Origin of the sequence: Bacterioplanoides pacificum, from assembly GCF_042648445.1 — a bacterium.
GTDB lineage: Bacteria > Pseudomonadota > Gammaproteobacteria > Pseudomonadales > Oceanobacteraceae > Bacterioplanoides > Bacterioplanoides pacificum.
This window is the reverse complement of the sequence record NZ_JBHRYB010000005.1, coordinates 801,809-827,116: the sequence shown is the minus strand read 5'-3', so window position 1 is coordinate 827,116 and position 25,308 is coordinate 801,809. Positions and strand designations below refer to the sequence as shown.

Genomic DNA, 25,308 nt, shown 5'->3' with positions numbered 1-25,308 from the left:
AAAACAACCTTCTTCCGCTGTTTTTAACCGTCGTGCCGAAGGGCCATCCCTGGCCCTGCCGCACGATAGCAGCATCCATGCTGCAGCTCATAAAAACAGCGGAAGAAGATTGCTGAATCACACACATACACACAGTTAAACGAGCAAGTAAAAGACTATGGCTTTAACCATTTACAACACCCTGACGCGTCAGAAAGAAGCATTTAAACCACTGGTTGATGGCAAGGTGGGCATGTATGTGTGTGGCATGACCGTCTATGACTACTGTCATATGGGTCATGGTCGTGTGATGGTGGCGTTTGATGTGATTGTTCGGTATCTGCGTCACAAAGGTTATGACGTAAACTACATCCGTAACATCACCGATATCGACGACAAAATTATTAACCGGGCGAATGAAAACAACGAGCCGTTTAATGTATTGGTTGATCGTATGGTCGAAGCCATGAACGAAGACTTTGGTTTGCTGGGCGTATTGCCACCGAATGCTGAGCCAAAAGCCACTGATCATATCGACGGTATCATCCGGATGGTACAAACCCTGATCGATAAAGGGTTTGCTTACGCTGCCAGCAATGGCGATGTGTATTACCGGGTGCGTAAATTCGACGGTTATGGAAAATTGTCGGGCAAGATTCTGGAACAGCTGGAAAGTGGTGCCCGGGTTGATGTGACCGATGAAAAAGAAGATCCGCTGGACTTCGTGTTATGGAAATCAGCTAAGCCGGGGGAGCCTTCCTGGAGCAGTCCGTGGGGTGAAGGGCGTCCCGGCTGGCATATCGAATGCTCGGTAATGTCGACCTGCTGCCTGGGAAATAATTTCGATATTCATGGTGGTGGACCGGACCTGAAATTCCCACACCATGAAAACGAAATTGCTCAGAGCGAAGCAGCGACCGGAGAAGAGTACGCGAATACCTGGATGCATGCGGGTGCGCTGCGTATCGATGGCGAAAAAATGTCCAAGTCGTTAAATAATTTTTTCACCATTCGTGACGTTATTAAAGAATATGACCCGGAAGTGTTGCGTTTCTTCCTGTTGTCCAGCCAATACCGCAGCGAAATTAATTATTCGCAGGAAGGGCTGAAGGAAGCACAACAAAAGCTGGAGCGCTTTTATACCGCATTGCAATCGGCTGACACTTCGATTGTGGCGCCAGAATCTTTAGCGTCTTTGCAAGCAGAGAGTGATTTTGCTCAGCGTTTTGAAGCGGCGATGGATGATGACTTTAATACACCACAAGCGATTTCAGTGTTGTTTGAACTGGTCACCGCGATCAATAAAGCCAGCGGCGAAGAAAAAAATCAGTTGGCCGCATTGCTGAAGCTGCTGGGCGGAGTGTTAGGCACGCTGCAAACTGATCCGGATGCCTTTTTTAAGGCAGGTGTGGATAACAGTGAAGAAGACTGGATTCAGCAGATGATCGAAAAACGTGCCTCAGCTAAAGCGGCTAAAGACTGGGCCGCTGCCGATCAGGTGCGTGATGAATTAGCTGCCAAAGGCATTGTACTGAAAGACGGCCCTGAAGGCACCAGCTGGTCAAAATCCTGATTGGCCGCTAATGAATAAAAACCCCGGCTGTGTAACTGTCCAGCTTATGGGGTGCAGTTCGCTCAGCCGGGGTTTTGTTTGATTCGCCGGAGATGCCTTTATTGTGGATTGCCAAGGCGCCAGCCAAGGCGATCCCGGTATATTCTTGGACTCCCTTTGTCTGAACGGTTTTCAACGTCCGGTTCTGAATACCATTCCGGGCTATAAACCTGCATGTCTTTATCTATCGGAGTTGCTATATAAGTCGGTGTATTAATCTGACTAACAGCATCGGCAGTTGCCAGGCTGGTTAATAAGCTAATATCGGTACTACTGTCGTTCAGGTTTGTGGCGGAATTATTTATGTTGGCAATATGGATATTGCCATCAGCACTGACATTAATGTTACCTTTCGCGCCGGCGGCGACAACAACCGGTGATGCAACGCTGGTGCCGATACCGGATGTCGCCTTCAGGATAACCTGAGGTGCGTTAATGTTAATGGAAGTGTTATTGTTGGATTCAAAATCATTTATGGCATTGGTAATTTTTCCGCTACTGGCTGATACCGTTACCTGTTGATTGCTGGTTATTGAGCTCAGAGTTATATCACCCGTTACTGAATAGAGAGAGACTTCTCCCAGGTTTGCCAGGATCATGCTATCCGCTGCCATGCTGATGCCGGTTTGTGTGCTCAGCTCGACATTGCCGCCGCTGCTGATGATATCGGCCTGTTGATCCAGTAGGGTAGTGTTAATGCGGATGTCTCCGGCAGCTCGTATATCATGAGTAATTGTATGGCTTTCTCCGGTCAGATTGAGCGAAATGTCCTGCAGTGCAGTGTTTTGCCCAATATTGCCGGATTTAAAAGCAGTACTGTAGACGGTCAGGTTGTAGGTGCCGTCAATGCTGGCGTTACCGAAATCAAGCTGATCCAGAATCAGCTCTTCACTGCCGAAGATTAAATCGTTGTGCAGGATAATGGCGGATGCCTGTTGAAATAGCAGTTCTTTTGCATCAACCCGGATGTTGTCGTACAGATTGATGGCGCCGCTGGTATTCAGACTGATATTGGTTAATCCCGTTGTGGCGCCGATGTTTCCCAGGCTGATGTCGCCACTGCCACTGGTTAATATCAGGTCTGCTTCGCCGTCGATTGTCAGGCCTGATAAATCAATTTTTCCATTAACAGCGCTGGTATCTAATGCGAATGTGTCGGTCAGGGTCGTGGACATAGCACCTAATATCGAGAACCCTGCGCTGCCAGATACCAGTGGACTATGCGTAAGGAACAACTCGCCATGACCGGTTAATGAGAAGCCGGAAAAGCCGGTCGTCCTGCCGATATTATCGAGATTGAAATCCATGTGACCGAGTTTGATGTCGAGTGAGTAATCACTGGAAGCACTGTCTATCTGGTTGTACAACAAGTTACCACTGAGACGAGTATCCGTTTGGAGGAGCACTGTCTGCACGCTTTCCAGGTTGAGGCTGTTTTCGCGGTCGAAATCTGCACTCAGGTTGCCGTAAAGATTCAGAGTCTCAGCTTTTATATTGATGCTGCCGGCGGTGAGGTTACCGCTGTTGATGGTTCCACTCGCTGCGTTCAATGTGACATTGCCACTGCTGGTGAAATCACTGTCGCGTAAGTTGATGCTGCTTGCGGTTAAAGAGACATCGCCACTGGCGTTGATATCCGGGATGCCGACCATTTGCAGGTGATCGCTGGCGTTGATATCGCCTCTCAGGTTGACTGTGCCATTGAGGCTTTCAATATCCAGATTACGCACGTCGGCAACTGTCTTTAGTCGGATATCTCCGTCCAGAGTATCCAGGCTCAGGTCATAACCGGCCCCTTGAATATCACTGTCAATGCGAATTTCCCCGCTGCTGCTGTCTTGCAGTTTAACGTTGCCAGCCAGTTCGATAACGCCTGTGTCGCTCAGGCTGATCTTAATGCCTTCACCAAACGTCTGAATGCTGCTGTTCAGCTTCAGGGTGCTGATATCGGTAACGTTATAATAACTGAGGCTGGAAGTTGCCCCCATGTCTACGGTGCTCGTCAATGAGCTAGGCTGAGCGTAAAGAGCCAGACCGGAAGACCCCTGTCCGCGTACCAGTGCTTGTGATAGGTCCAGATGATCGGCAATATGAATGTCCAGGTTGTCTACCAGAGTCACGCGCAATTTGTTTGAGTTGCCGGGGTCGTCGACAAAATTTAAAGAGCTGGCGGTCAGAGCAATATGATCGTCAGTCAGAGAGTTTACCGATAACGTATCACTGGTGATGTTAAGGTTTGCGGAAGCTCCCAGATCGATGTCGCTGTGTAATACAACAGTGGCAGCGTTAAGGTTGTAACTCCCTGACAGGCTGCCGTCATAACTCAACGTGTCGCTGACCGTAATAGTATTTGCACCTACATTGAGGCTGCTGTTACCTGCATTAACATTACCCGATAAATCAACTGAGCCATTACTGGCGCTGATCGTGATGGTGCCTGAGTTGCCGTCGATTGCCATTGTACTGGTATCGATGATTCCGCTGCTGTTGATCGCTGATAACAGGGTGCCATCGAGTGCTTTGCTGGAGATGAGTACCTGGCCTCCTTCGGTGTTTATCATGCCGCTGTGATTGATAGCGACGGCTTTGGTCGACGACAAACCATCTACAGCAAAGCCGACATTGCCGTATCCGGGCAGGTATAGGGTTCCTCGTGTTTCGCTTGATAAGGCGATGCCTTGATCTCCGCTGCTGAGGTTGCCTGAGTTGGTTATTTCTGGCGCAAAAAAACCGATGTAGCCCTCTGCTTGTAAGGAGCCGTGATTATTGATTTGACCGCCTTCTGAACCCGAAAAGGTAACAGCACCCGTGTTGAGATCAAAAGAATCAATGGTGGCTGTCGTCGCCAGCAGGGATCCGACATTTACGCTACTGTTATTACCGAAAATAAATCCATTCGGGTTACTTAAAAAAACCTGACCATTAGACTGCAGGTTGCCGAGTATAGAGGATGGGTCGCTATCAAATATGGTATTCAGCGTAACGGAATCACTCCCGGGTTGAGCAAATATAACGGTTTCACCTTCAGCAATGTCGAAACTATCCCAGTGGATCTCACCGTAGCCGCTGTTCTGAGTTATTGTCGTTGTGTTTGCGGATCCGGATATCACAGCAGATCCGGATTGAACCTGTCCATTGACGGGCAGTGCCATCAGAGGCTGGGAACCGGTGATACCCACGATAGCAATAATAGCGATACTTTTTTTGCAGGTGACGTTTTCCATAGTCAGAGTTTCCTTTGAAAGCTGAGGTAAAACTGGTAGCTGGAGTTGTCGGAGGTTTTCAGATCCGATAGAGGAATCCCCATCATCAGCCGGGTATTGAACTTTTTCTCTTTAACAAAGTCGGCAAACCAGCCTACAGCAGATAAATGGGCAACGTCATTTTCATTGGCCAGGGCATCATTGCGCCAGCCAGCACCGTAATCATAAAAGACACCGGCTTTCAGTTGATCAATCGGAAGCGACAGGCGGGCACTCGAGTAGCCGGAGTATTCGGCACTCAGCAGAAGTGCGCTGTCGGCCAGGAAATCCCCGGACTGATAGCCGCGAACGGCATAAGGGCCACCCAGTGCCGTTTGTTCAATGGCTGTCAGCATGTCGGGAGAGTTCAGGTATTTCAGTGCCAGCAACAGCTCATTCGTGTTAATAGTCTGTTGGCGGCGGAGGCTGAGGATGTATTTACTGAAACTGGCCGGAGCATATTCGCCTTTAGCATTGACCCGGCTATTTGCATCGCCATTTTCCATAGATCCAAGCACTTTGTTCAGACCATGGTGATATTCGAATAATAACTGAGAGCGACCAGGCTGGCCGGTGATGATCTCATCACGAATCTGCCAGCGGCTCTGCGCCACCAGGCTGGTAATTTTATCACTTGCCTGCGTCTGACCATTTTGAACGGTGTTGGCTGTTTTGCTGTTAAGTCGCAGACCCGCTGTGAGGTGCTGGCGGCTGCTAAAAATCAGGTTGCTGCTTAACCCGGCAAAATAGGTACCTGCTTCACCGCTGATGTCCAGTTGCTCCAGTTCCTGACCAACAGAATAACTGCTCTGGGTGTAACCAAGTTCCGCGATCATTCCATAGCGGGTAATGGGAGATAGAAAATTGAGCCAGCTTTTATCAGTTAGGCCGGCGCTAATTGGTACGCGATAGAGAATATTGCCATAAGCCGAGTTGGATGGATCAAGCGTGATTGCTGCACCGAGGACCAGCTGGTCAGCATTGCCAGTGGGGTTGTTAATATATCCGGTGAGCGAGGGGCGATAGCGACCTGTGTAACGGCTGCCATAGTTATCAAACCCCAGTTGAGCGATGAAACTTTCTTCCTTTTGGGTGCTGATGTTGATCTGGGTTGAGCCGGGTTGCTCTCCGGCAGAAAATGCAGTTGTAGCATTGTAACCCGGATAGTGCATTAATTGCTGACTGGCAGCCTCAAGCGTTGAGGCCTGCACTGGTTTAGTAATGAGTGTTTTAAATGGCCGTGAGATAACCTCGTTACTGTAGTGCTCGTTGCCATGAATATTGATGGCTTCAAGAGTTCCCGGAGCAAAACCCAATACCAGAGTCTGTTTATAGATACGTTGTTGTGGTACATAAACCCGGGCTAACAATAACCCTTTTCTTCGATAGTAGCTGGTTAAATCTGCAACCAGGTCGTCCAGGTCAGCAATTGTAAATAAACTTTTTTTGTTTTTTCTGGCCGTTTCGATAATGTCGTTCAGTTCACCCGCGTCGAGATTGTATGCTGCCGAAGTTTCAAGAGACCCTATATCAAAGTGAGTAATCTTCAGTCTGGGTTCACGGTCAAAGCGGTTATCCCGCTGTTCATTACTTACTTCTTCAGGTTGGCGATAGCGGACCGACTCCTCATCGCTGAAATAGCGGCTGGCTTTTTCTGCATAGCTGTAGGGACTCGTCAATACAACAGTAAATAATAACGAGCAACATAAGGTTTTCATGGTTTTATCTCTGAATCAGTCGCCGGTTTCCGCTTGACAGAATTAACAGGATCAGAGGATAGCTGGAATGAGGTTTGGGGGGATTAACTCCTGAATACTCAGTTTTACTACCATCCCTGGCCGTATTCGTAAGGCAGATATATTATCCGTCTCAACTACCTTGGTGCTTGCTGGCAATCCGTGCTTCTGCTATTTATGGCGCAACAAAAAATCGCGGCCCACACTATAGCGGCAGTGATTAACTGGTGCAATCGCTACTCAAGGAATGATAATGATTAATTTAACCCTCCAGAATGTAATAAATAAGCTGAATCCGTTATTACGTAATTCGCTGGAAGAGGCGGCTGCTTTGGCGATGTCACACGGGAATTATAGTGTGGAGTGTGAGCACTGGTTTCAGAAAATACTTGAATTACCACATACTGACATGCTGAATCTGGTACGCAGTTGTTCTGTAAACCCTGATCGGCTGGTCGCTCAGGCCTGCGAGACTGTTCAGAAGCTGCGCAGTGGCAATACCCGGGCTCCTTCACTTTCTCCGGAACTGGTGCGAATGGCATCACAGGCCTGGATGCTCGCCTCGGTTGAATTTGATCATAAGCAGACGACCTCTGGCCATTTGCTGGCTGCTGCCTTGTCGGAAGATACGCTGCGAATTCAATTGACTGAATCAATGCCGGAATTATCGTCGCTTCGTAGCGAAAGCGTCATAAACTTTCTACCGGATATTGTTGGTAAAACCACCGAGTCAGCTTTGGTTGATAATGGTGACTCCGCGCCAGCGACGGGCTCTGCGCAGGTAACGGCTAGCCCTCAGTCTGCGTTAAAAAAATACACCATTAACCTTACTGAGCGTGCCAGTAAGGGAGATATTGACCCGGTACTGGGCCGTGATAATGAAGTTCGCCAGTTGATTGATATTTTGTTACGTCGGCGCCAGAACAACCCAATTCTGACCGGTGAACCTGGCGTTGGAAAAACCGCAGTGGTCGAGGGGTTTGCGATTCGTCTGGCAGCTCGGGAAGTGCCGGAGGCGCTTGAGGGCATTCAGCTTTTGTCTCTTGACCTTGGATTACTGCAAGCTGGCGCCAGCGTGAAAGGTGAATTTGAGAAACGCCTGAAAGCTGTTATTCAGGAGGTCAAAGAATCTCCAAAACCTATTATTATATTTATCGACGAGGCACACACTTTAATTGGCGCTGGCGGTGCGGAAGGTAAGGGGGATGCTGCCAACTTATTAAAACCGGCGTTGGCGCGTGGTGAATTCCGTACTATTGCGGCTACGACCTGGAGCGAATACAAAAAGTACTTTGAAAAGGATCCTGCCTTAACGCGGCGCTTTCAGGTAGTTAATGTCGCTGAACCGGATATTGAAACAGCAATCGATATGATGCGCGGTATTGCAACGACATTGGCTGATCATCATCAGGTTCAGATTCTGGATGAGGCAATCGAGGCTTGTGTGACGTTGTCAGCCCGGTACATACCCGCACGCCAATTGCCAGACAAGGCGGTGAGTTTATTAGACACAGCTTGCGCCAGGGTAGCGCTGAGTCAGGGAGCGATTCCTGCCCAGCTGGAAAAAGCCCGGCGCGAGGTTGAACAGTGTGCAACGAATATTGAGTTATTAAAGGCCGAGCATGATGTGGCCGGTGGCTGTGAAGACAAACTGGTGTTTTACGCCGAGAAGAAAGCCTGTGCGGAAGAACAGAGCATCCGGCTTGAGGCCAAATGGCAGGAGGAGCGGGTATTGATTGCAGAAATCTTTGCTGCCCGTTCGGCCGGCAAGGATCGCAGCCTGATCAATGACCAGCTGGTACAGCTTGCGGAGCTTCAGGGGCAACAGGGATTGATGATGTTGGATGTAGATGGTCAGGCTGTCGCTGAAGTAGTGGAAAACTGGACTGGTGTTCCTGTGGGGCGCATGGTAACTGACGAAATTCAGACGGTGATTGAACTTGACCAGCACCTGGCACAACGTGTGGTTGGCCAGGATCATGCGATGGCAGAAATAGCACAGTCGATCAAAACCTCGCGCGCAGGTCTGATGGATCCACGTAAGCCGGTTGGTGTGTTTCTATTAGTAGGAACATCGGGTACGGGGAAAACAGAAACGGCCCTGTCTCTGGCCGAAAAACTGTATGGTGGTGAACAAAACCTGATTACGATTAATATGTCGGAGTTTAAAGAGGAGCATAAAATTTCTATGTTGCTTGGCGCCTCGGCTGGTTATGTTGGCTATGGTGAAGGTGGAATCCTCACCGAAGCTGTACGCCGTAATCCGTATAGCGTGGTGCTACTGGATGAAATGGAAAAAGCCCATCCGGGGATTCAGGATGTGTTTTATAACTTGTTTGATAAAGGTACGATTAAAGATGGAGAAGGGCGTGATATTGATTTTCGTAATACCGTTATCATTATGACGTCGAACGCCTGTTCCGGTCAGATTGCTGATATTTGTATGTCGGGCGAGCTTCCTCCGGCAAAAGAACTATTGGATAGAATTCGTCCTGAGTTACTGCAATATTTTCGACCGGCCTTTCTCGGGAGAACCACCATCGTTCCTTATTTTCCATTGCAGCGTTCTGTGTTGACAGAAATTGTAAAAATAAACCTGGCGAAGATAGAGCGACGTATCAAGGATTGCTATGGTGCCGATTTCAGTTATCCGCCAGAGTTGGTGGATGATCTGGTAATGCGCTGCAAAGATCCGGATACCGGGGCCCGTAACGTTGAAAATATCATCTCTCGCTCAATCCTGCCAGCACTGGCGGGTCATTGCCTGGAGGCCTTAGCACAGGAACAGGAAATTAACTCGGTCCAGGTGAAGCCAGATGATCAGGGTGACTTCTCTTTTACTATCGGCTAATGCGGAGCAGGCCAGGTGTTCATTGCACCTGGCCAATACCCAGCTGTTTTTTATTTCATGACCATGACTTTTACCTGAGACGGTGCGATTGTTGCACCAACAGTGTTCATGCTACTGCCGTTATGGCCTGTCATGCTGCTCAGGCGGGCAGCGGGTTTTCCACCTATCATGGTGGCCGTGGCGCCCATCAGGTATTTGGTTGGTCCCATGATCATATGGGATACCACGCCACCACCGACGCCCGGCTGATCTCCATTACTCATGGCAATTTTGGTTCCCAGGTTGTGAGCCGGTCCTCCGGATATCAGCACTTTCATTGCGGTGGTGGGTGGGATCGCCATCATACACATAGATATGTTCGGGTAGGGGATAGGCACCATCGCGGGACCGATCGGGGTGATGCAGACATCGGGCATAGCCATGTTATTGCCGCCGACGGAACAGTTTGCAAACATCAGTTCTACTCCATTAAATTCCGTTTTATCCCATGTGGATTCGTTCGCCATTGATCTTGACGTCTTTTTCAGCAGAAATATCCGCTTGTCTTGAGCGCTGCATAAACAGGTTACGGACATTCTGAATCAGATCATTGGCTTTAATTTGTTCGAGGCGTTCAATAATTCGCACGCTATCCTGAAATCGGCTGAGCATTTTCCCAACCACTGTTGTCGCTTTGCTGGCATTAAAGCTGGCCTGGCCGGTGTGAATATCCAGTCTTTGTCCCTGTAATCGGGTATCAAGCGCGGTAATTCGGGTGCTGGCATTAACCAGTTCGAGTGACTCAGAGTGAATGCTGACCGCCTGATTGGTTTCTATACGTAATCCATGGTCATTGCTGAGGGTTGCCACCTGATCGGAAGTTCGACGTAAAATTGCCAGGATGAAGATATGATTATCTGGCGCTTGGATCATGCTGACCCAATCACCGATAGCCGGGTTATAGGGGCAAGAAAAGGCTCGTTCTGCGAGCAGCGTTCCGGCATTGTGCTGGCGCACAATAAAACCGTGGGGAGTTACGGCCTGTACTTCGCCAAACAGTAAGGCTTGTTGTGGGGGATTTGGTAGTAAAGGGGAAACATCGGGTGTATTCATTGCAAACTCCTTGTCGTTAGACTCTGGCTGGTTTCCAGAGGTCTGCTTTTTCGCGTTTTTCATCCGTCGCTAAAGCCCGGTATTTCGAACTACCGGACCAGATGGCACCGTTATCGATAACCGCATGTAAATTCGTTCGATAAAGTTCGGCGTTCGTCAGGTCAGTGTAACTTAAAACAGCTTTAGATAAATCTGCATAACTAAGATCGCAGTGTGTTAATTGAGTGTTTTGCATCATGGTCTCGCTTGCCAGCAGTTGTACCAGTGTACTACCGGAAAAGTCGCAGGCGGATAAGTCGGCTAACTGGAAGCTGGCCTGACTAAAATCGGACTGCCGTAAACTGCTGCCTGTCAGGTTGGCCTGGTAAAACTGACAGCCAATGCCGCTAACCTGATCAAATCGCGCCTGATGTAGCTCGGCTTCAACAAAGAATGCCTGAGTCAGGTTCGATCTCGAAAAATTACAGTGATTCAACTTTGCGTAACGGAACTGCACCATAGCCAGGTGCATATCAGAAAAGTCCTGACCACTCAAATCTGGTTTTTCGAATAAAGTTTGTTGCAGATAGGCCTGGCGTAACTGTATCTGATCCAGTCCACATTCCAGAAATGCTGTTCTTTCCAGCTGTGTCTGTGAAAAATCAGCAGCCGTGAGTTGACACTGATTGAATACTGCAAATGGCAGTTCAGCGTGATAAAAAGAGCTGTTATTCAGCTGGCACTGAAGAAAGTTAATGTCGGGCAGTTGTGCGTAATCAAATCGCGTCCGGGATAAATCACATTCGATAAAATGAGCGGCAGTTAACGAGCTGCGGCTGAAGTCTGTTGCTGGCAAGGTTGCACGGTTAAAAGCACAATCCTGTAACTGAACTCCAATAAACGAACATTGAACAAACTGGCAATTGATAAAGTTTGATTGTTCTATATGACTGCTGTCAAAGTAGCAATTCTGGAAAATACAATCGGAGAACAGACCGCCAGCTATGTGCATATTACGGAAGTCAGCCTGATGAAAGCTATCGTGATCGAACATTTCACCATTAGCGATACGTTCTGCCAGCTGCGCCGCGGTTAATGTCAGGACTGCCATTTAGATGGCCTCCAGTCCTGCAGTTTGGAGGCGTCCATATTGGATCCGGAAAAGTCGGTATGACTTACAATTGCCCCCATAAATTCTACGCCGTAACAATTACTGCGGCGTATGCTGGCACGTTGCAAATTAGCTTGCATCAGGCTGGCTTCCATCAGGTTACAATTACTCAGATTTGCACTAACAAACTGCGTGTGCAGGCACTGACTGTGACGCAGATCGGCAGCGTTAAATATAGCAGCCTCCGCGTTGGCGCCAGATAAATCGGCATAGAGCATCGATGCTTCACTGAAATTCACCTGTCTGATGCAGGCCTGGCGTAAATTACTGTGGTCCAGTCGTGCACGTAGGAAGTCGCTGCCTTCCAGGTCTGTAGCCATCATAAAACGTGCGTTTGTCAGCTGGGTGGCCGTAAAGCGACTGCGCTTCATCTGGCATTCGATGAAATTAACGGCATTGCAATCCGCTTCATTAAAGAGAGCTTCGTTCAGTTGGCAGTTTATAAAGGTTGCAGACTTCATGTTGCTATGGCTGAAGTTGGCTCTGCTGAAATCCGTGTTGATAAAGGTTGGTTCACTAAACTCGCAGTGGCTCAGATTGCAGCCCTTAAACGTCACTTCCAGGGAGTTTATAACCGTTAGCCGGGTATGACTGAGATTAGCGCTGCTGAAGTCGGCAGCGCTGTACTCACAGTTATCAAGGTTGGCTTTTATTAAGCTGGCCTGAGTAAAGTCACAGGCGCCTATGCTGGCGTCCGAAAAATCTGCATCATTAAGGTTTGCGGCAATAAAACTGCTGCGTACGGCGATGCTGCCAGATAAGTTAGCACCGGCCAGGTTACACTGATCAAAACGACACTGCTCCAGGTAACAATAGCGGAAATCGATACCGGATAAGTCCAGACCCGAGAAATCCACTCCAGCGTAGTCCTGTCCTAAGTGTGATTCCCCGGCAGCCTGACGTCGCTCAAACTCCAATCGCTGTTGCTCGCTATCGAGTGGCGGTCGGCCAAAGCCCATGCTGTGCGCTCCTAAACGATAAGCGTCTCGTAAACCATCGTTACCCTGCTGTAACGCGGCTTCAATGGCTTCGGTATCCAGTGTTTTAATGTTTGCCTGTACCTGGCTGTGGCCGCGGTTTTGTTGGTTTTGCATGATTAGTTGTGCCTGACGGATTTGTTGTATCAATCCTTCCGGGTCCTCCGGCCTGGGTAGCAGAGGTGGCAGATCAATGTCTGTCAGTGCTTGTTTTAATGCCCGTTGGGTATCTGGTGAATGGGGAAGCGCCTGAATCTGGTCTGACAGATGTTGTTTCGCCTGTTCCTTCTGGAAGTGCGCATACTCTTCACTTAGCCGGGATAATTCATCGAAGGCACGGAAATCGATTTTTTGCAGATCAATGATGCCATCCGGATTATTTGCGCCGGGAATCAGTTTTTCTAACACTGCATCAAAACGTTGTTGCCATTCGTCTTTTCCTGTACCACCACTGAGGGTCGCTGCCAGTTGTTTTTCCAGTGATGATGTTTCCATTCCTTGATCTTTCAACGCCTGGATCATTGACGTCGTTTGCTGTTCGACATCCGCCCGGGCTTCAGCCTCTTCACGCAGTGCCCGGTTTTTCATGTTGTCAGCAATCAGCTGTGCTGGTTGCTCTTTGGTCTGAGTCATACGGGCCAGAGAGCAGGGCATATTATCCGGGATCAGATCTCGCGTAGTAAGCGCATATTGCATGGCAAACTCGGGGTGGGTACGGCCAACCAAAGACTGTTGGTAATGGTCTTTGGGGCGTGGGGAGGCTGCTCTGGCTTCATAACCACTCAGCAGATATTTCAGGTGTTCACCATCAAGGGTCTCTGATGGTACTGAGCCGCGGTAAATTAACATGCCGAGTTTATGATTGGGGTAAAACACCACGGTATCCAGCCGCATCGGAACTTCCAGCAGGTCGTCTGGTTTAATTTCCTGTGGCTGTAGCTGGCGTGTGAGGAAGTTCCTTACACGGAACTCCGGAAGGGTACCAAGCAATTGTGGGTTATCGGCATTAAGGTGGGTCAGTGTAAAGGGTTCACCACCGTTCAGGTATTGATCGAATCGCTGATCGTCGCTGGCGCAATAAAAAGCCCTGAAATCGAAGTCTGCCGGAAAGCCCGGAAACGCATCGCGCTGCCAGATTTCGTCATAGGTTCCGAGATACCGGGCACGCTGCGGCCAATCCGGGGGGATGGCTGAAAATGACGCGGGGGTTACCTGTTGTCCCTTGCGGCCTGTTGGGTTATCAGGGTATTCGATGTTGGGCAAACAAATCAGGTCTTGTCCTAACGGAGTTGATTGTTCTGCCCGACCTTTGCCGAGCGGGTTATGGTCGACACCGTCGCCACCAAAGGCGCACTCCCATGAGATTGGCATTGTTGTGAATGGCACAGGCTCAGTCGCTCCCGTCAATCCACCAACCCAGTAGCGGTCGCCGATAACCTTTAATGATTTGTTCAGGCCTGCCAGCGAAACTTCTGCCTGCAGTGCAGTGACCGCTTGTCCGGCTGGCGCCTGAATATTCCCAACAACCAGAAACTCGGTACTGAGTTTAGGGTGCAACTCGTCATTGTAGGCAACAGCCTGCTCCTGCAGTGTTCCGTAGGCTTGACTGCCTGTTAACGGATCTCCACCCTCCAAAGGGAAAAACAGTTTGCTACTGACGACCATAAAATGGTCGCCATTTACGGACAAGGTCCGATAGCTGGTTTCGATGTCAAGCGGTTGAATAACTTCCACGTTCGGTTCCTGATGGCTATATGTCACTGATGGACAGGCGACGGCTAAGCCAAATTAAATTCAATGTGTTACGACCCACTGTATTTAGCGGTATATTCATGCCAGTGCGTGCACTATGGTCCGGGTGGGCTGAGCCTGGGTTGTATCGTAAAGATAAGAATCGACCCCCAGTTGGTGCCATTGTTTACCAACCGTCAGTGGCACTGATGCTGAGTCCACCTGAAAAACAATATCGAATGTTAATGGCAAGCGGATATACGAACTGAGCAGCCTGGAGAGTGTTGATAACGTTGACGGCTTATCCGTAATGTCGCGGTACTTCTCTTCGGAGAGCGGTCCGGTATGAATACGGAAACAACCATTTTGGTCCTGAATCTGGTTTCCTAAATGGGCGTCATCACCTAGACAGTGGTTACAGCTACCGAGTTGTAGCTGCAATGATTCTGGAATTCTGACACTGCGCATCACAAACTCTTCAATGCTGATATTCCGGATTCCCAGGAAGTCCTCGGCGATGACTTTAATGCCCCCGGATGAGCGCTCTGTCTTGGAAAACAGGCCAAAGTAACGCAGTTTAAGCTTGGCCAGTAGCGGGTCGTTTTCACTGTCAACAAGCCCCAGGAGGCTGTACAGCATGTGCCAGTAGCTGTCACGATCATGTTCAAAAGTATTAAAGTTAAGTTTGAACAACGACCAGGCGTGGTACAGCTTTGGTAATAACTGGCTATGAACGATATCAAGAAACTCACGCGGAGCATGGATTTCTTCCCACTCATTATCCAGCAGTTCTTCGTTATAAAAATCCGGCAGCGGTGATGACAGGCCGTATAAGCCAGATATCTGGGTGACAATTTCGTAACCGTTGTCTTTTTCCAATGGAAAGACGCTACTGACATCGGTTTCACTGTAACCAAGCCCAAGCTCCGGACGTACCGAGATAATACGCGGAGGTCTGCGGGCAGATACCGGGTACTTTTCATTGATTTTGCTTAGAATACGATAGGCTTGGAAAAACTCGTACTCCTGAGGCTGGCGGAGTATGTCATTTTCCAGCTCTGCTAGCTCGCTACTGAGTTCGACTGCCATTGCAGGGATTCTCCGTTATTGATATTGGTGAGCGACAGCAATACAAAACTGTTGATATCAGTAAACTGGCTGATCAGGTGGAAAAGTAATTCGCCAAACAGATATAAATCACCATTGCTCGCAAAACCCGCACCATCAATATCGATTTCAATATGGCGACCACGGACCAGATATCCACGCAACAATTTTTCGATTGCAGAGACGTTAAGGCTCTGTAAGGACTCAATGCGCTTGCGATTCGCAGCATGTTCTCTTGTATCACTTTGTTCCGTCGGGTTATAAAGACTGAGCAGGGTTTTCAGATTATCCAGGTCTGCGACGGGTAAATAATTAACCGTCAGGTGAGAAATCAGTTTCCATAGTGTTCGTCCGTCGGTAACCGGGGCAATGTATTCGCTGATGGCGGAAACATTGGAGAAACTAACGAGGTCAGGGATGTCGGGTGTGTTGACGTTAACATCACCGACCTTTAACAAGCCGGCGTTCTTACCATTAGAACATTTAAGGCGAGCAGTGAGAATCTCCCGTGATGGCATGTCCAGAGACTCCGGGTAATTAACCCTGAGAATATTTTCCTGATCCGATTGGTCGCTGTAATGTTGAATTAACTCATATACCGGATTCAGGCCGGACTCTTTTGCTGCTAATGAGAAACTCTGATACTGCACCTTATCGGCCGAGCGTCGGCTTTGTCCCTGTAAACTGGTAATGGAGTGAATAGTCAGTGAGCGATCGGTGTTTCTGACCGGATTAATTCGCAAATCTGACACTTTCTGATCCAGTGACATCGGCTCCGCATCGGTATCAAATAAGTTGATCGCCGGGGTACAGAATAGCCGGAAATTGTTTTTCTCGAGATTAAGGTTGTGGACGCTGTGATCCAGACTAAATCGTAGCTTAAAGGCTTTAGGAAGATTGCCGATCACATCAAGGTTACGGATGTTCAGGAACAAAAAATGAAATTTGTTTATGAAATATTCCTGGATCCGCCTGAAGGCATTCAGGTTGGTCTGCGAATTTTCTAGCAGATAGGTCTCGTCTTTCCAACTTTGGGTTTCAATGCTGCCCGGAGGAAGGGTGTATTCCTGCGATCCTGCGATCAGCGTAACCTGGTTTACACGTCTGCTTAGCAGATAATAAAGCTGGCTGGCACTAAGGTAATCTCCCGATAAATGCAGAGGCAGCTCGCTCAATTGCAATTCGGCGTTAGCGAGACTGGTATTGTACATCGAAATTTCAATGCTGGAATGGTTTTGTTTCTGAATCAGTTCACAGTTGTTAATCGTTAACGGATGAACCACTACATCCCGGCAGGTATGAAAACGACAGCTTCGGCCGGCCACTTTTTTAGAGTCAATTTTACTTCCTGATGAAAGAGTTACCGGGTTGTTGAGAATGTTACGCGGTTTAAACTCGATGATTGTCGTGGCGGGGATTTCTTTCAGATAATCTGGCGCAACGACCCGAAGAATTGATTGCGCAAAATCGGGGAAATCGCTGTCCAGCCGTTCCTGAATGCCCGCACTTAAGAACGCAGTGCCTTGCAAAATCCGTTCAACATCCGGGTCGGTACTACTACCGGACAAGTGAGGGGCCAATGCTGGATATTTGCGGGAAAACTCCCTGGCATTATCTCGCAGTGTTCGTAATTCGTTTTGGTAGAGATCAATTTTCATATTTTAAACCACAGGCTCAACGCGAACCTTACCATCCATCGAGATATGAATGTGTGCATTTATTTCCAGGTTTCTGACTTGCTTGACTTGTGCAACGAATTGCCAGGTAAGTCGTGTCGTATCACTTCTCTGTTCGTCATAAAACAGACTGCGAATAGCAACACGCTTCTCATACCGGATAATCTGCCGACTGAGGTCATCGGTTAGTTGCTCTGTATTCACTGAGGAATGTGATTGAAACAAACTGCGTAGATCCGGTAATCCCATGGTTGCGTCAATCAGAACGTTTCCGCGCTGACTGTTTAATAACAGCTCAATGTCGCTGGCAATGGCATCGGCCAGATCATAGCTCTCTCCACCAGCATTTTTCCCCTGTTGCCATTCAGCAATTCGCTGAAGCAGTCGCTTTCCCGACATCAGGAGTCTGCTCCAAAGCTGTCTTCATATTCGATGCCGTCCATATGTGTCCAGCTTATGCTGTCATAGATCAGTGAGACTTTTTCCATATGGCCGACCCGAGAGTTGGCTGCTTCTGGTTTGAATTCGACATCAAAATCAATGGCAACAATCTGAGCATTTTTCAGGGTCTGAGTGAAGTAACATTCTTCCATGCCGGCACTGTCTATGCGATACCAGTCGAGAGTCACAGATGTCAGCAACTCACCATCACTTAATGCCTGATAAAGCATGGGGGAGGTACGATCAATGTCTTTCAGAATCGTAATGGGCATATGCATGCGCCGACCGCTGACCAAGCCGTTTTTATCGGTTGGCAATTTAACGGTGTGGTTACAAGCATGTACTACAATGGCACCTTCTCGTTCTTCCAGTACACACTCACCATCAATTTTACCCTGCGCTTCTGCGGTTACTTTCATATATCCTGGTAAGGCCATTGTTATCTCCTTCGGCATTACAGTTGTCTGCTAAACATAAGCAGTGCAGTTCAGATCCTTGGTACAAACGTTTATCAGGCAATATCCAGTCTCCCACGTTCTTTCAGGGTAAACAGGTTGCCCATATATTTAAAATGTGGTGTCAGACTGATACGAACCAGATACCAACCACTTTTCCCTTCCATCTCCCGAACACTGACTGTGGCAGAACGTAGCGGCCTTTTAGCGCGAACACCTGGCGATGGGCTGTCCATGTCAGAGATGTATTGACGTAACCAGTTATTCATTGCTTGTTCGATCTGTGAGCGGTTTTGCCAGGAGCCGATATTTTCGCGTTGCATGATCTTCAGGTAATGGGAAAATCGGCAACTGATCATGATAAACGGCAATTGCGTATCAAGGCGCTGGCTTAAGGCTTCGTCAAAGGCATTGTTTGTTGACAACTGATTGCAGCAAGCCGGGACTGCCGAAAAGCCAGCAGTACGAGCATGCCGATAAATGCTCAGTGGAGTCAGCCCATGATCTAGTAACTCACTCAACGTTCTGTCAGAAATCATTACTTCGGTTGGGATGACATTGCGAATCCGGCTACCGGACTCAGAAACTGAAATTTCATCAATTAACCCGTGCTCCTCTCCGGTTACATTTACAAACCACCGATAACGGGAAAAACTACGGATAAATACGCTGGCCAGTGCAAACGATGAGCTACCCCATACGCCAGATGACTGAGAATTGCCGGCTTCGCTAAAGCGAACGCCGGCACCTGTATTCTCATAGCGTTGACGCAATAAAAAACGTGGCAACGTCAGGCTGATGTAACGGCTATCTGCACTGTCACGGAAAGACTGCCACCTGGCATATGAGGGCTGATCGAAGTGAGACCTCAGGTCACGTACCGATGGAAGGTCTGAGAATTGCTGAATACCAAATAAGGATGGAGCAGCATTACTGATAACCGGGCAGTGGGCCATTGCGGCTAATGACGCCAGGTTTCGGATCAGTGCTATGTCCTGTGCTTTTTCTCCGATATCAAAATCAGTAATTAACAGAGAGTAGGGCTTACCTCCTAGTTGGCCGAACTCCTGCTGGTAAACCTTCTCGTACAGTGAGCTTTGAGTGATATCAGGTGAATCCTCAAAGTCCTCCATAATCGCCAGTTTGCTGCTGTTTAACAGAACTACTTCGATATTCTCATTATCGGGTATGTGGCGGCCGAGAAAATCTATCGAGCGCCAGCTACGCTCCAGTAATTGGAACCGTGGATGGCGAATGATTTCATTCAATTGTGCCTGGATACGTTGTTCCAGGTCGGCCTGAATCAGTAACCGGTCGAGATCGGTATCGAATTTTTCATCCTGCTGGTAGCCAAACAGCTCCAGCAAGGGTTGAATATCCCGGCTTTTAACTTTCTCCTCGGTCAGCATTACATACAGCGTTGTTGCCTTTCTCAACAACAAGATGCCTCGTGATAGATGATCCGGATGAAAATCCTCAACATCCAGTAGCGGATAGCTGATTGTGATGGAGCCATCCTGATGCGGCTGTAAGTGATTGGGAAGCGTAGCATCAAAACAAACCTCCCAGCTGCTCATTATTTCACCAGTATCATCCGATAGTACCCTGGTATCCGTCAGGTTAATGCTGTCAGAACGATCATCTGCAGTCAGGTCTGCAATCACCAATAAGCGCATCGGTAATTCAGATTCCGTTTGCTGGTGATCGACATAAGTCAGGTTGATCCGGTCAATGATCGTATCCATCTTTCACCTCACCAGCAATATGCGATGGTTGCCGGCAAATCCAGCGGAACTGTATCCAGTGTTTGCACAACCGGACGCTGGCCGCGGATCTCATAATTCAGGTCTATGTAGCGGACGTTCAGGTTGTCCAGCTGCACCTGATGATTTGGAAAGTCTGCCGGAGTAAATACGCGTCGGCCGTCATGGAAGTCCGTTAGAAACTTACCAAACCCTTTCACACCATTATAATTTTTCGTCAACATGAGCTGGCCAATATCAATGCGTAGCGTAACGTCACCGCATTTCTCCAGGGACCAGTTAAAGTCGTGTTGAGTGGGGTAGTTGTAATTAGCCATCGTTTGCGTTCCTTCGCTGCAGTGCAAGTCGATAAAGGTTGCGTAAGGCGATGCTTCAGCATCTGGATTGGTGCCGGAAGGCAGGGCATTCATTGAGACAATAAACTCATTACCCACGACAAAGGCGCCATTGCTGGCTTTGTTGATAACATCAAGAAAAGTTTCTTCCAGTTGCAGACTACGGTTATTAATATCGGATTTAATGTACCCTCGCTTATATTGTTTGGATACAAAAGGAGATACCTCATTATTAACGAAATTCCACAGTAGGCCGCCTTCGCCTACTAGGGTATTGCCGAGTTCATTGCGTGGAACACCATCCAGTGCTGCGAGGACATTGTTCTCCCAGCGGTTTTGAATTTCGCAGCTGCTCTCTCTTTGCATATAGTCGTAGGCTGTATTGATTGGTCCGGTAAACAACTGCCAGAATAAACGGGTTGTTGATACCGGACGGCCAACTAATGCCTGTAGTTGTTTAACCGAGGACCAGGCTGAGGCTACCGGACCATTGCCTTTTTCTGGTGCATCCGGAGAGGTAAATAACGTTGTAATCGAATCCAGAGATTGCGATCGGGAAGATGCTTTAAAAGCAACTTCAGCGAGTGCTTGTTTATACGCATCGACCGACTTTACAGCATCATCAAGTACTGAGTCGGTATCGTCTCCACCCCCTGAACCTTTGGTTGCTTTCTTATGAATTTTAAGGCCCTTCTTCGCCAGCTTTCCAACCTTGCCGAATTTACCCAAAGCTTTTTTAAGGAGCTTGGTATTGGCTCTGCCTTTGCGCCCATCACTGATTGAATACGACTGAATTTCAGTGAACAAAGCCAATTTGTCTTTAGATGGGTAGTCGCTGTTTTCAAAAGGAGACAATTGAGTATGCATATCCTCCATCAGGCGGAAATAAGGATTGTCAGAGGTTGCCATTCGGTCAAGCAGATTTGCCCATTCGTCCCGATCTCGCTGTTTCAGCTTTCCTTCATCAAAGTTCTGGGCGAAAGTTATCCAGGCTTTGATGTATTCACGCTGATAATACTGGTCAAAATCCTGCTTAACCTCAGTCAATTGTTTATCATCGCTATTGGCTTTCTGAAACTCATCCAGGAAACTCTGAATGAATTCATATCCTTCAAGCGTATAGGCAGGTTCAATTACCGGTGGTTCAACAAGGCTGATGCTGCCTCCCCAATAATCCTTAATGCGTACCGCATCAAAGCCCTGTGCATCAGCCCACTGGATAATCCAGCTGTAGTCACCATGATTGTTTTTGATCAGATAAAGTAATCCGGATTGCAGGTTTATCTTTTCGTCAGTCAGCGATATCAGTGATGGGTTCCAGTCGACATAGCTAATGTAAATATCACTAAACAGGGATGATGAATCGGCCGTAACACCAGCATCCTGAGCGGTGATGTAATCCTTTCCTATTGGTAGGTTACCTTCTGCTTCCTCGTCTTCTGGTGGGTTAATGCGATCCTGAAGAATGTTAATACGGCGAACCAGTCCTCCGGCCAGCGAACTTATATTGTTCCGATCAATACCATCAATGATTGGTTTCAGGTTTCGGTCGTAAGGCAGTAATAATGATTGCTGAACAGAACGCACATATTCTTCTTTCATATTCTCAACCGGATTGAGATTGCCGGTTAATAATGACCATGGAACGACGGAAGCATCCTGATAAGCCTCCAGGGATTCAATCAGTGTTTTCATCCGATACAGGTTTTCCAGCCGAACATCGGTATTTAGTGTTCCAGATGAAATATCAATTTTACTGCCTGAATAGTTGGTATAGATATCTGATAGTGCTTCTCGGTCACTATTAAACAGTGCGGTGAGTCCCACCAGAGCTACGAAGGTCAAAGCACCGCTGATACCAAATGCATAGCGTTCGAATGCTCGGCGTAAGCGAACGGCACTGGGTAAATTTATCAGTAAACTGCGATCTGAGGGCATGATTCGGGTGAAAATGTCGTGCAGGAATAATCCCTCGCGAACGGTTTTCCCCTGATCATCATGCAGGCTGGAGGAAAAATAAAGGCCACGAAATGGCGGTGCTTCCTGGTAAGCGTTTCCTTTTAGTGCCGTTTTGATAAAGGTCTGTAAACCATTGCGCAATTGCTCAAGAGAAGAGGGTAGCATCAGGACCTGATCGCTCAGGTCGCTGTTTTGCTCAAGCATCATTAATCTCAGATCTTTAACCCGCTCTATAACGTTATCCAAAGCAAGATTAGTTATAGCTGAATAGTCGCCTGAGTCTGATTCATTGAGATATCCCATGGCCTGCATTTTGACTTCATCAGGTAAATGGCCTGCCCAATCGGAGAATCCGGGAATGAGGTCAGACTTAGTTACCATCAGATAAACCGGAACCTTAACTTCCAGCTTTTCCATCATACGATTAATGCTATTACGAACCTGACGGCCTTCTTCCAATAATTCGTCATCACCGGCGTTGAGCAGGCGGTCTGCGGCAACAACAAGAATAACGCCATTAATAGGTTCCTTTTGCTTATGGCGTGCAACCATACCCAGTAGCTGAGTCCATTCCTTACGGTCGCGCTCCATGTTGTCCGGAACGGCGTAACGTCCGGCCGTATCAATAACGATACCTTCTTCATGTAGCCACCACTCAATATTAAGTGTTGAGCCTTCATTTTTTTCGGAAAGATCAATGGAAGGTAATAATAAGCGGGCATTCCGTAAGCTGGTGCTTTTTCCTGATGTTGGTCGACCAAAAATCATATACCAGGGAAGAACGTAAAGCGGATCTCCCTGAAATTTCAATTGTGATCTTTTCAGTGCCCGTACCGTGCGGTTCCAACCTGTGCGAAGCGAACGGCTGAGTTCTGCTGGTGTCATTCCAAGGTCGTCCTGGTCTGCTTCACCAGAGCCGGCATTTAGAATGTTCTTAACCTGATTTCGTGCGCGGTAACGAATAAAAAGCTTTCGTATGATGAGAATGCTCAACCATATGCCGAAAATGGCTGAAAGTGCGTAGGCACCTTCAATCATTGGCCTTTCCAAAAGGTAAGTGACACTCATCACAACGGCTGATATGAGCAGGATGATAAATAACCAAAGCAAAATTTTAAGGAATGTTTTCATGTCACTTTACCAGGCCAATAATGTCGGAAATCCAGTTGTCAATCTGGGCTGCATAAAAAACAAACATACTGATGACGGTAATGAAAGGGATGGCCGTGAAAATGGGAAGGAGATTTGTTCGACTTCGCATGAGTTTATTCTCGCGCATATCTTTCTGATAAGCCTGAGAGAAAAGAATGGTCTTATCCAAACGTGAGTGTGAGTCTTCGGGTAATAGAAGGGACAGGTTGTAACCCCTTGCTTCTTCAATTCTTGGCCGGTCTTCGGGCATAAAAAACTTGCCTTTAAAACCCAAGCCAAGGCAGATTAGAAAAACCTCTCGGATATCACTATCTTCTCCTCTGCGATTTAGCAGATTAAGCCGCTCGTAGAATTCGCTGCCTGCACTGGTTGTATTAAAGTAATGACGCTGCAGGGATGCATTTTTCCACTCACTTTTTTCTGGCCATTCTGAAGTGAGAACCAGTTCGTCGATCAGTGCAGCTACCGGGAATAGTGATTTGATGCGTATTTCCTCAGTCACACCTGCTGTTGCTGCATTAGTGTGTGCATTGCTGATCATGCTAATAAACTTACTTTTAAGTTCGTCGGCACTCAGTTTGTCTGTATCGCTTAATTGACCAATTATTTGGCGAATTGACAGAAGATCTTCAAGATAGTAATCGACTAATCGCATAAAAAACTCTTATTTTTTCAGAATAACCAGTTCAATCGAAAGATCATTCGGAGCTTCATCCCACTGTAAGCCAAGGCTTTTCTTGTTAATCACCTGACCCCATTTGTCGTCGTGAATATCGATGCGAGCATAGTTGGCATGAGCTTTTTTGGGTAAACCTGCTGGTGGGCCTGGCATATGTAATACACCGACTCCTGGAAGAGATCGTTCAATAAGCGTTTCCACCATGCTGACTTCTGCAAGTTTTGCTGTTGTGAGAAAGGACTGTGAATGATCGGACCACGGGGATTCTGTATTCAGAATCAGATAGAAATCAACATGGTCTTCAAAGAACTCCGGTGGAATATCAACTTCGAAACGCTGTTCATTACGGGTAAACTCGACCAGAAATTGAGGCCCGATAGAAATTTCATTAAGTAGCTGAGTTATTAATGTCCGCGCAGCACTGAAGCATTCCCATATATTGGAGTGCCGGTACGCTGGTATTAATGCTTCTCCATCTTTATTCTCACCCAGAAAGTTAATTCCTCGAGAAAAAATACTGACTTCACCTACGAGTTCGCGCATATAGCCGTAAACGTCCCATGGCGAAACTGAGGTGGCTTCAGATAGGTGAGTAAAGCGGGGCACATAGCGAGCCAGAGCCTGTAAACCTAATCGATAGCGCATCATATTGGGGTCGAAGCCTTGGGATGAAGCACTGTCAGTCATGCTGTTTAGCTGGAATGCACGTCCACTCAGTTCGTCTTTGAGTTCTTTGACTAGTCGCCTGGCGGTATCCGAGGCCTCAATATTGATTAACGGCGGGATAAAGTTGTGGTCGTACGTCAGTTTCTCGCCATCCAGTACAATACGGGTGACAGGGATGAGGTGGTAATCTGAATGTTCTTTAAGTTCATGAGAAAAAACAATTTTCAGTTTATAGGTCAGGGTTTGAATGTCCGCAGGTTTTTCATTTGCATATCTGTCAGCAGCGGTTTCTGGAGCCGCATGGGTGAAAAAACGCGTCTGAATTGACTCAATCTCGGTATTGTTATGAATAACGCTGACATTAGGGTCGAGTTGACTCAGTTTACGTAGTCCAACATATACAGACAAAGGTTCTTCCGGATCAACCTCAATGCCTTCCAGTGAGCGGCTGTGTATTAATGCATTCTTGTCGATTTCTGCAATAGCACCGTCCTGAAAAATGAAACTACCAGATTCGATTTCTACCTGACGATTGATCAAGGACTCTCTGGCAACAGAAAGTTGTGTAATGCCCCAGAACCAGGGACGGCTTTGTTCGCGAATCTGATTCAGTTTTTCTGCCTGGCAGAGCTCGGCTAACTGGAAATGTTGTGGTTGCAGAAACATTCCCTGACGCCAGAAAATAGGTTTAACCGTTGGCATGCT

The 25,308-nt window shown here is 47.8% G+C and carries 16 protein-coding genes and 1 pseudogene; 2 read left to right on the top strand and 15 right to left on the bottom strand.

What is annotated here, in order from left to right:
• Positions 1-157 precede the first annotated feature (157 nt).
• A complete protein-coding gene (gene cysS / locus ACFOMG_RS08375) occupies positions 158-1,552 on the top strand; it encodes a cysteine--tRNA ligase (RefSeq protein WP_376865973.1) in 1,395 nt (464 codons plus the stop codon).
• A gap of 98 nt (positions 1,553-1,650) precedes the next feature.
• On the opposite strand, the gene ACFOMG_RS08370 is transcribed toward cysS, so the two are convergent.
• From ACFOMG_RS08370 to ACFOMG_RS08360, 3 genes and pseudogenes are all read right to left on the bottom strand, one after another.
• Positions 1,651-4,815 carry a two-partner secretion domain-containing protein gene (locus tag ACFOMG_RS08370; RefSeq protein WP_376865971.1) on the bottom strand — a complete coding sequence of 1,055 codons (3,165 nt, stop codon included), beginning with the start codon at positions 4,813-4,815 and terminating at the stop codon, positions 1,651-1,653.
• A gap of 2 nt (positions 4,816-4,817) precedes the next feature.
• A complete protein-coding gene (locus ACFOMG_RS08365; protein ID WP_376866208.1) occupies positions 4,818-6,149 on the bottom strand; it encodes a ShlB/FhaC/HecB family hemolysin secretion/activation protein in 1,332 nt (443 codons plus the stop codon).
• 9 nt (positions 6,150-6,158) lie between these two features.
• Positions 6,159-6,551 (bottom strand): annotated as a pseudogene (locus tag ACFOMG_RS08360) (POTRA domain-containing protein); the annotation flags it as partial.
• A 265-nt stretch (positions 6,552-6,816) separates the two neighbouring features.
• On the opposite strand from ACFOMG_RS08360, the gene tssH reads away from it, so the two are divergent.
• Positions 6,817-9,420, top strand: a complete 2,604-nt coding sequence (gene tssH, locus ACFOMG_RS08355) for a type VI secretion system ATPase TssH (protein WP_376865970.1) — start codon at positions 6,817-6,819, stop codon at positions 9,418-9,420.
• A gap of 50 nt (positions 9,421-9,470) precedes the next feature.
• Here the strand turns inward: tssH and ACFOMG_RS08350 are convergent, their stop codons facing one another.
• The 12 genes from ACFOMG_RS08350 to tssK all read right to left on the bottom strand — a co-directional run bounded on the left by ACFOMG_RS08350 (position 9,471) and on the right by tssK (position 25,305).
• Positions 9,471-9,875, bottom strand: coding sequence for a DUF4150 domain-containing protein (locus tag ACFOMG_RS08350; RefSeq protein ID WP_376865968.1), 405 nt, complete (start codon positions 9,873-9,875; stop codon positions 9,471-9,473).
• 25 nt (positions 9,876-9,900) lie between these two features.
• Positions 9,901-10,575, bottom strand: coding sequence for a DUF3540 domain-containing protein (locus ACFOMG_RS08345; protein ID WP_376865966.1), 675 nt, complete (start codon positions 10,573-10,575; stop codon positions 9,901-9,903).
• Complete coding sequence (locus ACFOMG_RS08340) at positions 10,529-11,602, bottom strand: pentapeptide repeat-containing protein (RefSeq protein ID WP_376865963.1); 1,074 nt, start codon at positions 11,600-11,602, stop codon at positions 10,529-10,531. The genes ACFOMG_RS08345 and ACFOMG_RS08340 overlap by 47 nt, the downstream gene beginning before the upstream one ends.
• Positions 11,590-14,373, bottom strand: coding sequence for a DUF2169 family type VI secretion system accessory protein (locus ACFOMG_RS08335; RefSeq protein ID WP_376865961.1), 2,784 nt, complete (start codon positions 14,371-14,373; stop codon positions 11,590-11,592). Before ACFOMG_RS08335 ends, ACFOMG_RS08340 begins: the two co-directional genes overlap by 13 nt.
• A 96-nt stretch (positions 14,374-14,469) precedes the next feature.
• Positions 14,470-15,459 carry a type VI secretion system baseplate subunit TssG gene (gene tssG / locus ACFOMG_RS08330; protein ID WP_376865959.1) on the bottom strand — a complete coding sequence of 330 codons (990 nt, stop codon included), beginning with the start codon at positions 15,457-15,459 and terminating at the stop codon, positions 14,470-14,472.
• Entirely contained in the window at positions 15,432-17,135 is a 1,704-nt protein-coding gene (gene tssF / locus ACFOMG_RS08325; protein WP_376865958.1) for a type VI secretion system baseplate subunit TssF, read from the bottom strand. Before tssF ends, tssG begins: the two co-directional genes overlap by 28 nt.
• Positions 17,136-17,138: 3 nt before the next feature.
• Entirely contained in the window at positions 17,139-17,552 is a 414-nt protein-coding gene (locus ACFOMG_RS08320; protein ID WP_376865956.1) for a GPW/gp25 family protein, read from the bottom strand.
• Positions 17,552-18,031, bottom strand: coding sequence for a type VI secretion system tube protein TssD (tssD, locus tag ACFOMG_RS08315; protein ID WP_376865955.1), 480 nt, complete (start codon positions 18,029-18,031; stop codon positions 17,552-17,554). Before tssD ends, ACFOMG_RS08320 begins: the two co-directional genes overlap by 1 nt.
• Positions 18,032-18,105: 74 nt before the next feature.
• A complete protein-coding gene (gene tssC / locus ACFOMG_RS08310; protein ID WP_376865954.1) occupies positions 18,106-19,794 on the bottom strand; it encodes a type VI secretion system contractile sheath large subunit in 1,689 nt (562 codons plus the stop codon).
• Positions 19,795-19,802: 8 nt separating this feature from the next.
• Positions 19,803-23,237 carry a type VI secretion protein IcmF/TssM N-terminal domain-containing protein gene (locus ACFOMG_RS08305; protein WP_376865953.1) on the bottom strand — a complete coding sequence of 1,145 codons (3,435 nt, stop codon included), beginning with the start codon at positions 23,235-23,237 and terminating at the stop codon, positions 19,803-19,805.
• A gap of 1 nt (position 23,238) precedes the next feature.
• Positions 23,239-23,913, bottom strand: coding sequence for a DotU family type IV/VI secretion system protein (locus ACFOMG_RS08300; protein ID WP_376865952.1), 675 nt, complete (start codon positions 23,911-23,913; stop codon positions 23,239-23,241).
• A gap of 9 nt (positions 23,914-23,922) precedes the next feature.
• The gene (gene tssK, locus ACFOMG_RS08295) at positions 23,923-25,305 is read right to left on the bottom strand and encodes a type VI secretion system baseplate subunit TssK (protein ID WP_376865951.1); all 1,383 of its coding nucleotides are present in this window, start codon (positions 25,303-25,305) and stop codon (positions 23,923-23,925) included.
• Between the last annotated feature and the right edge of the window lie 3 nt (positions 25,306-25,308).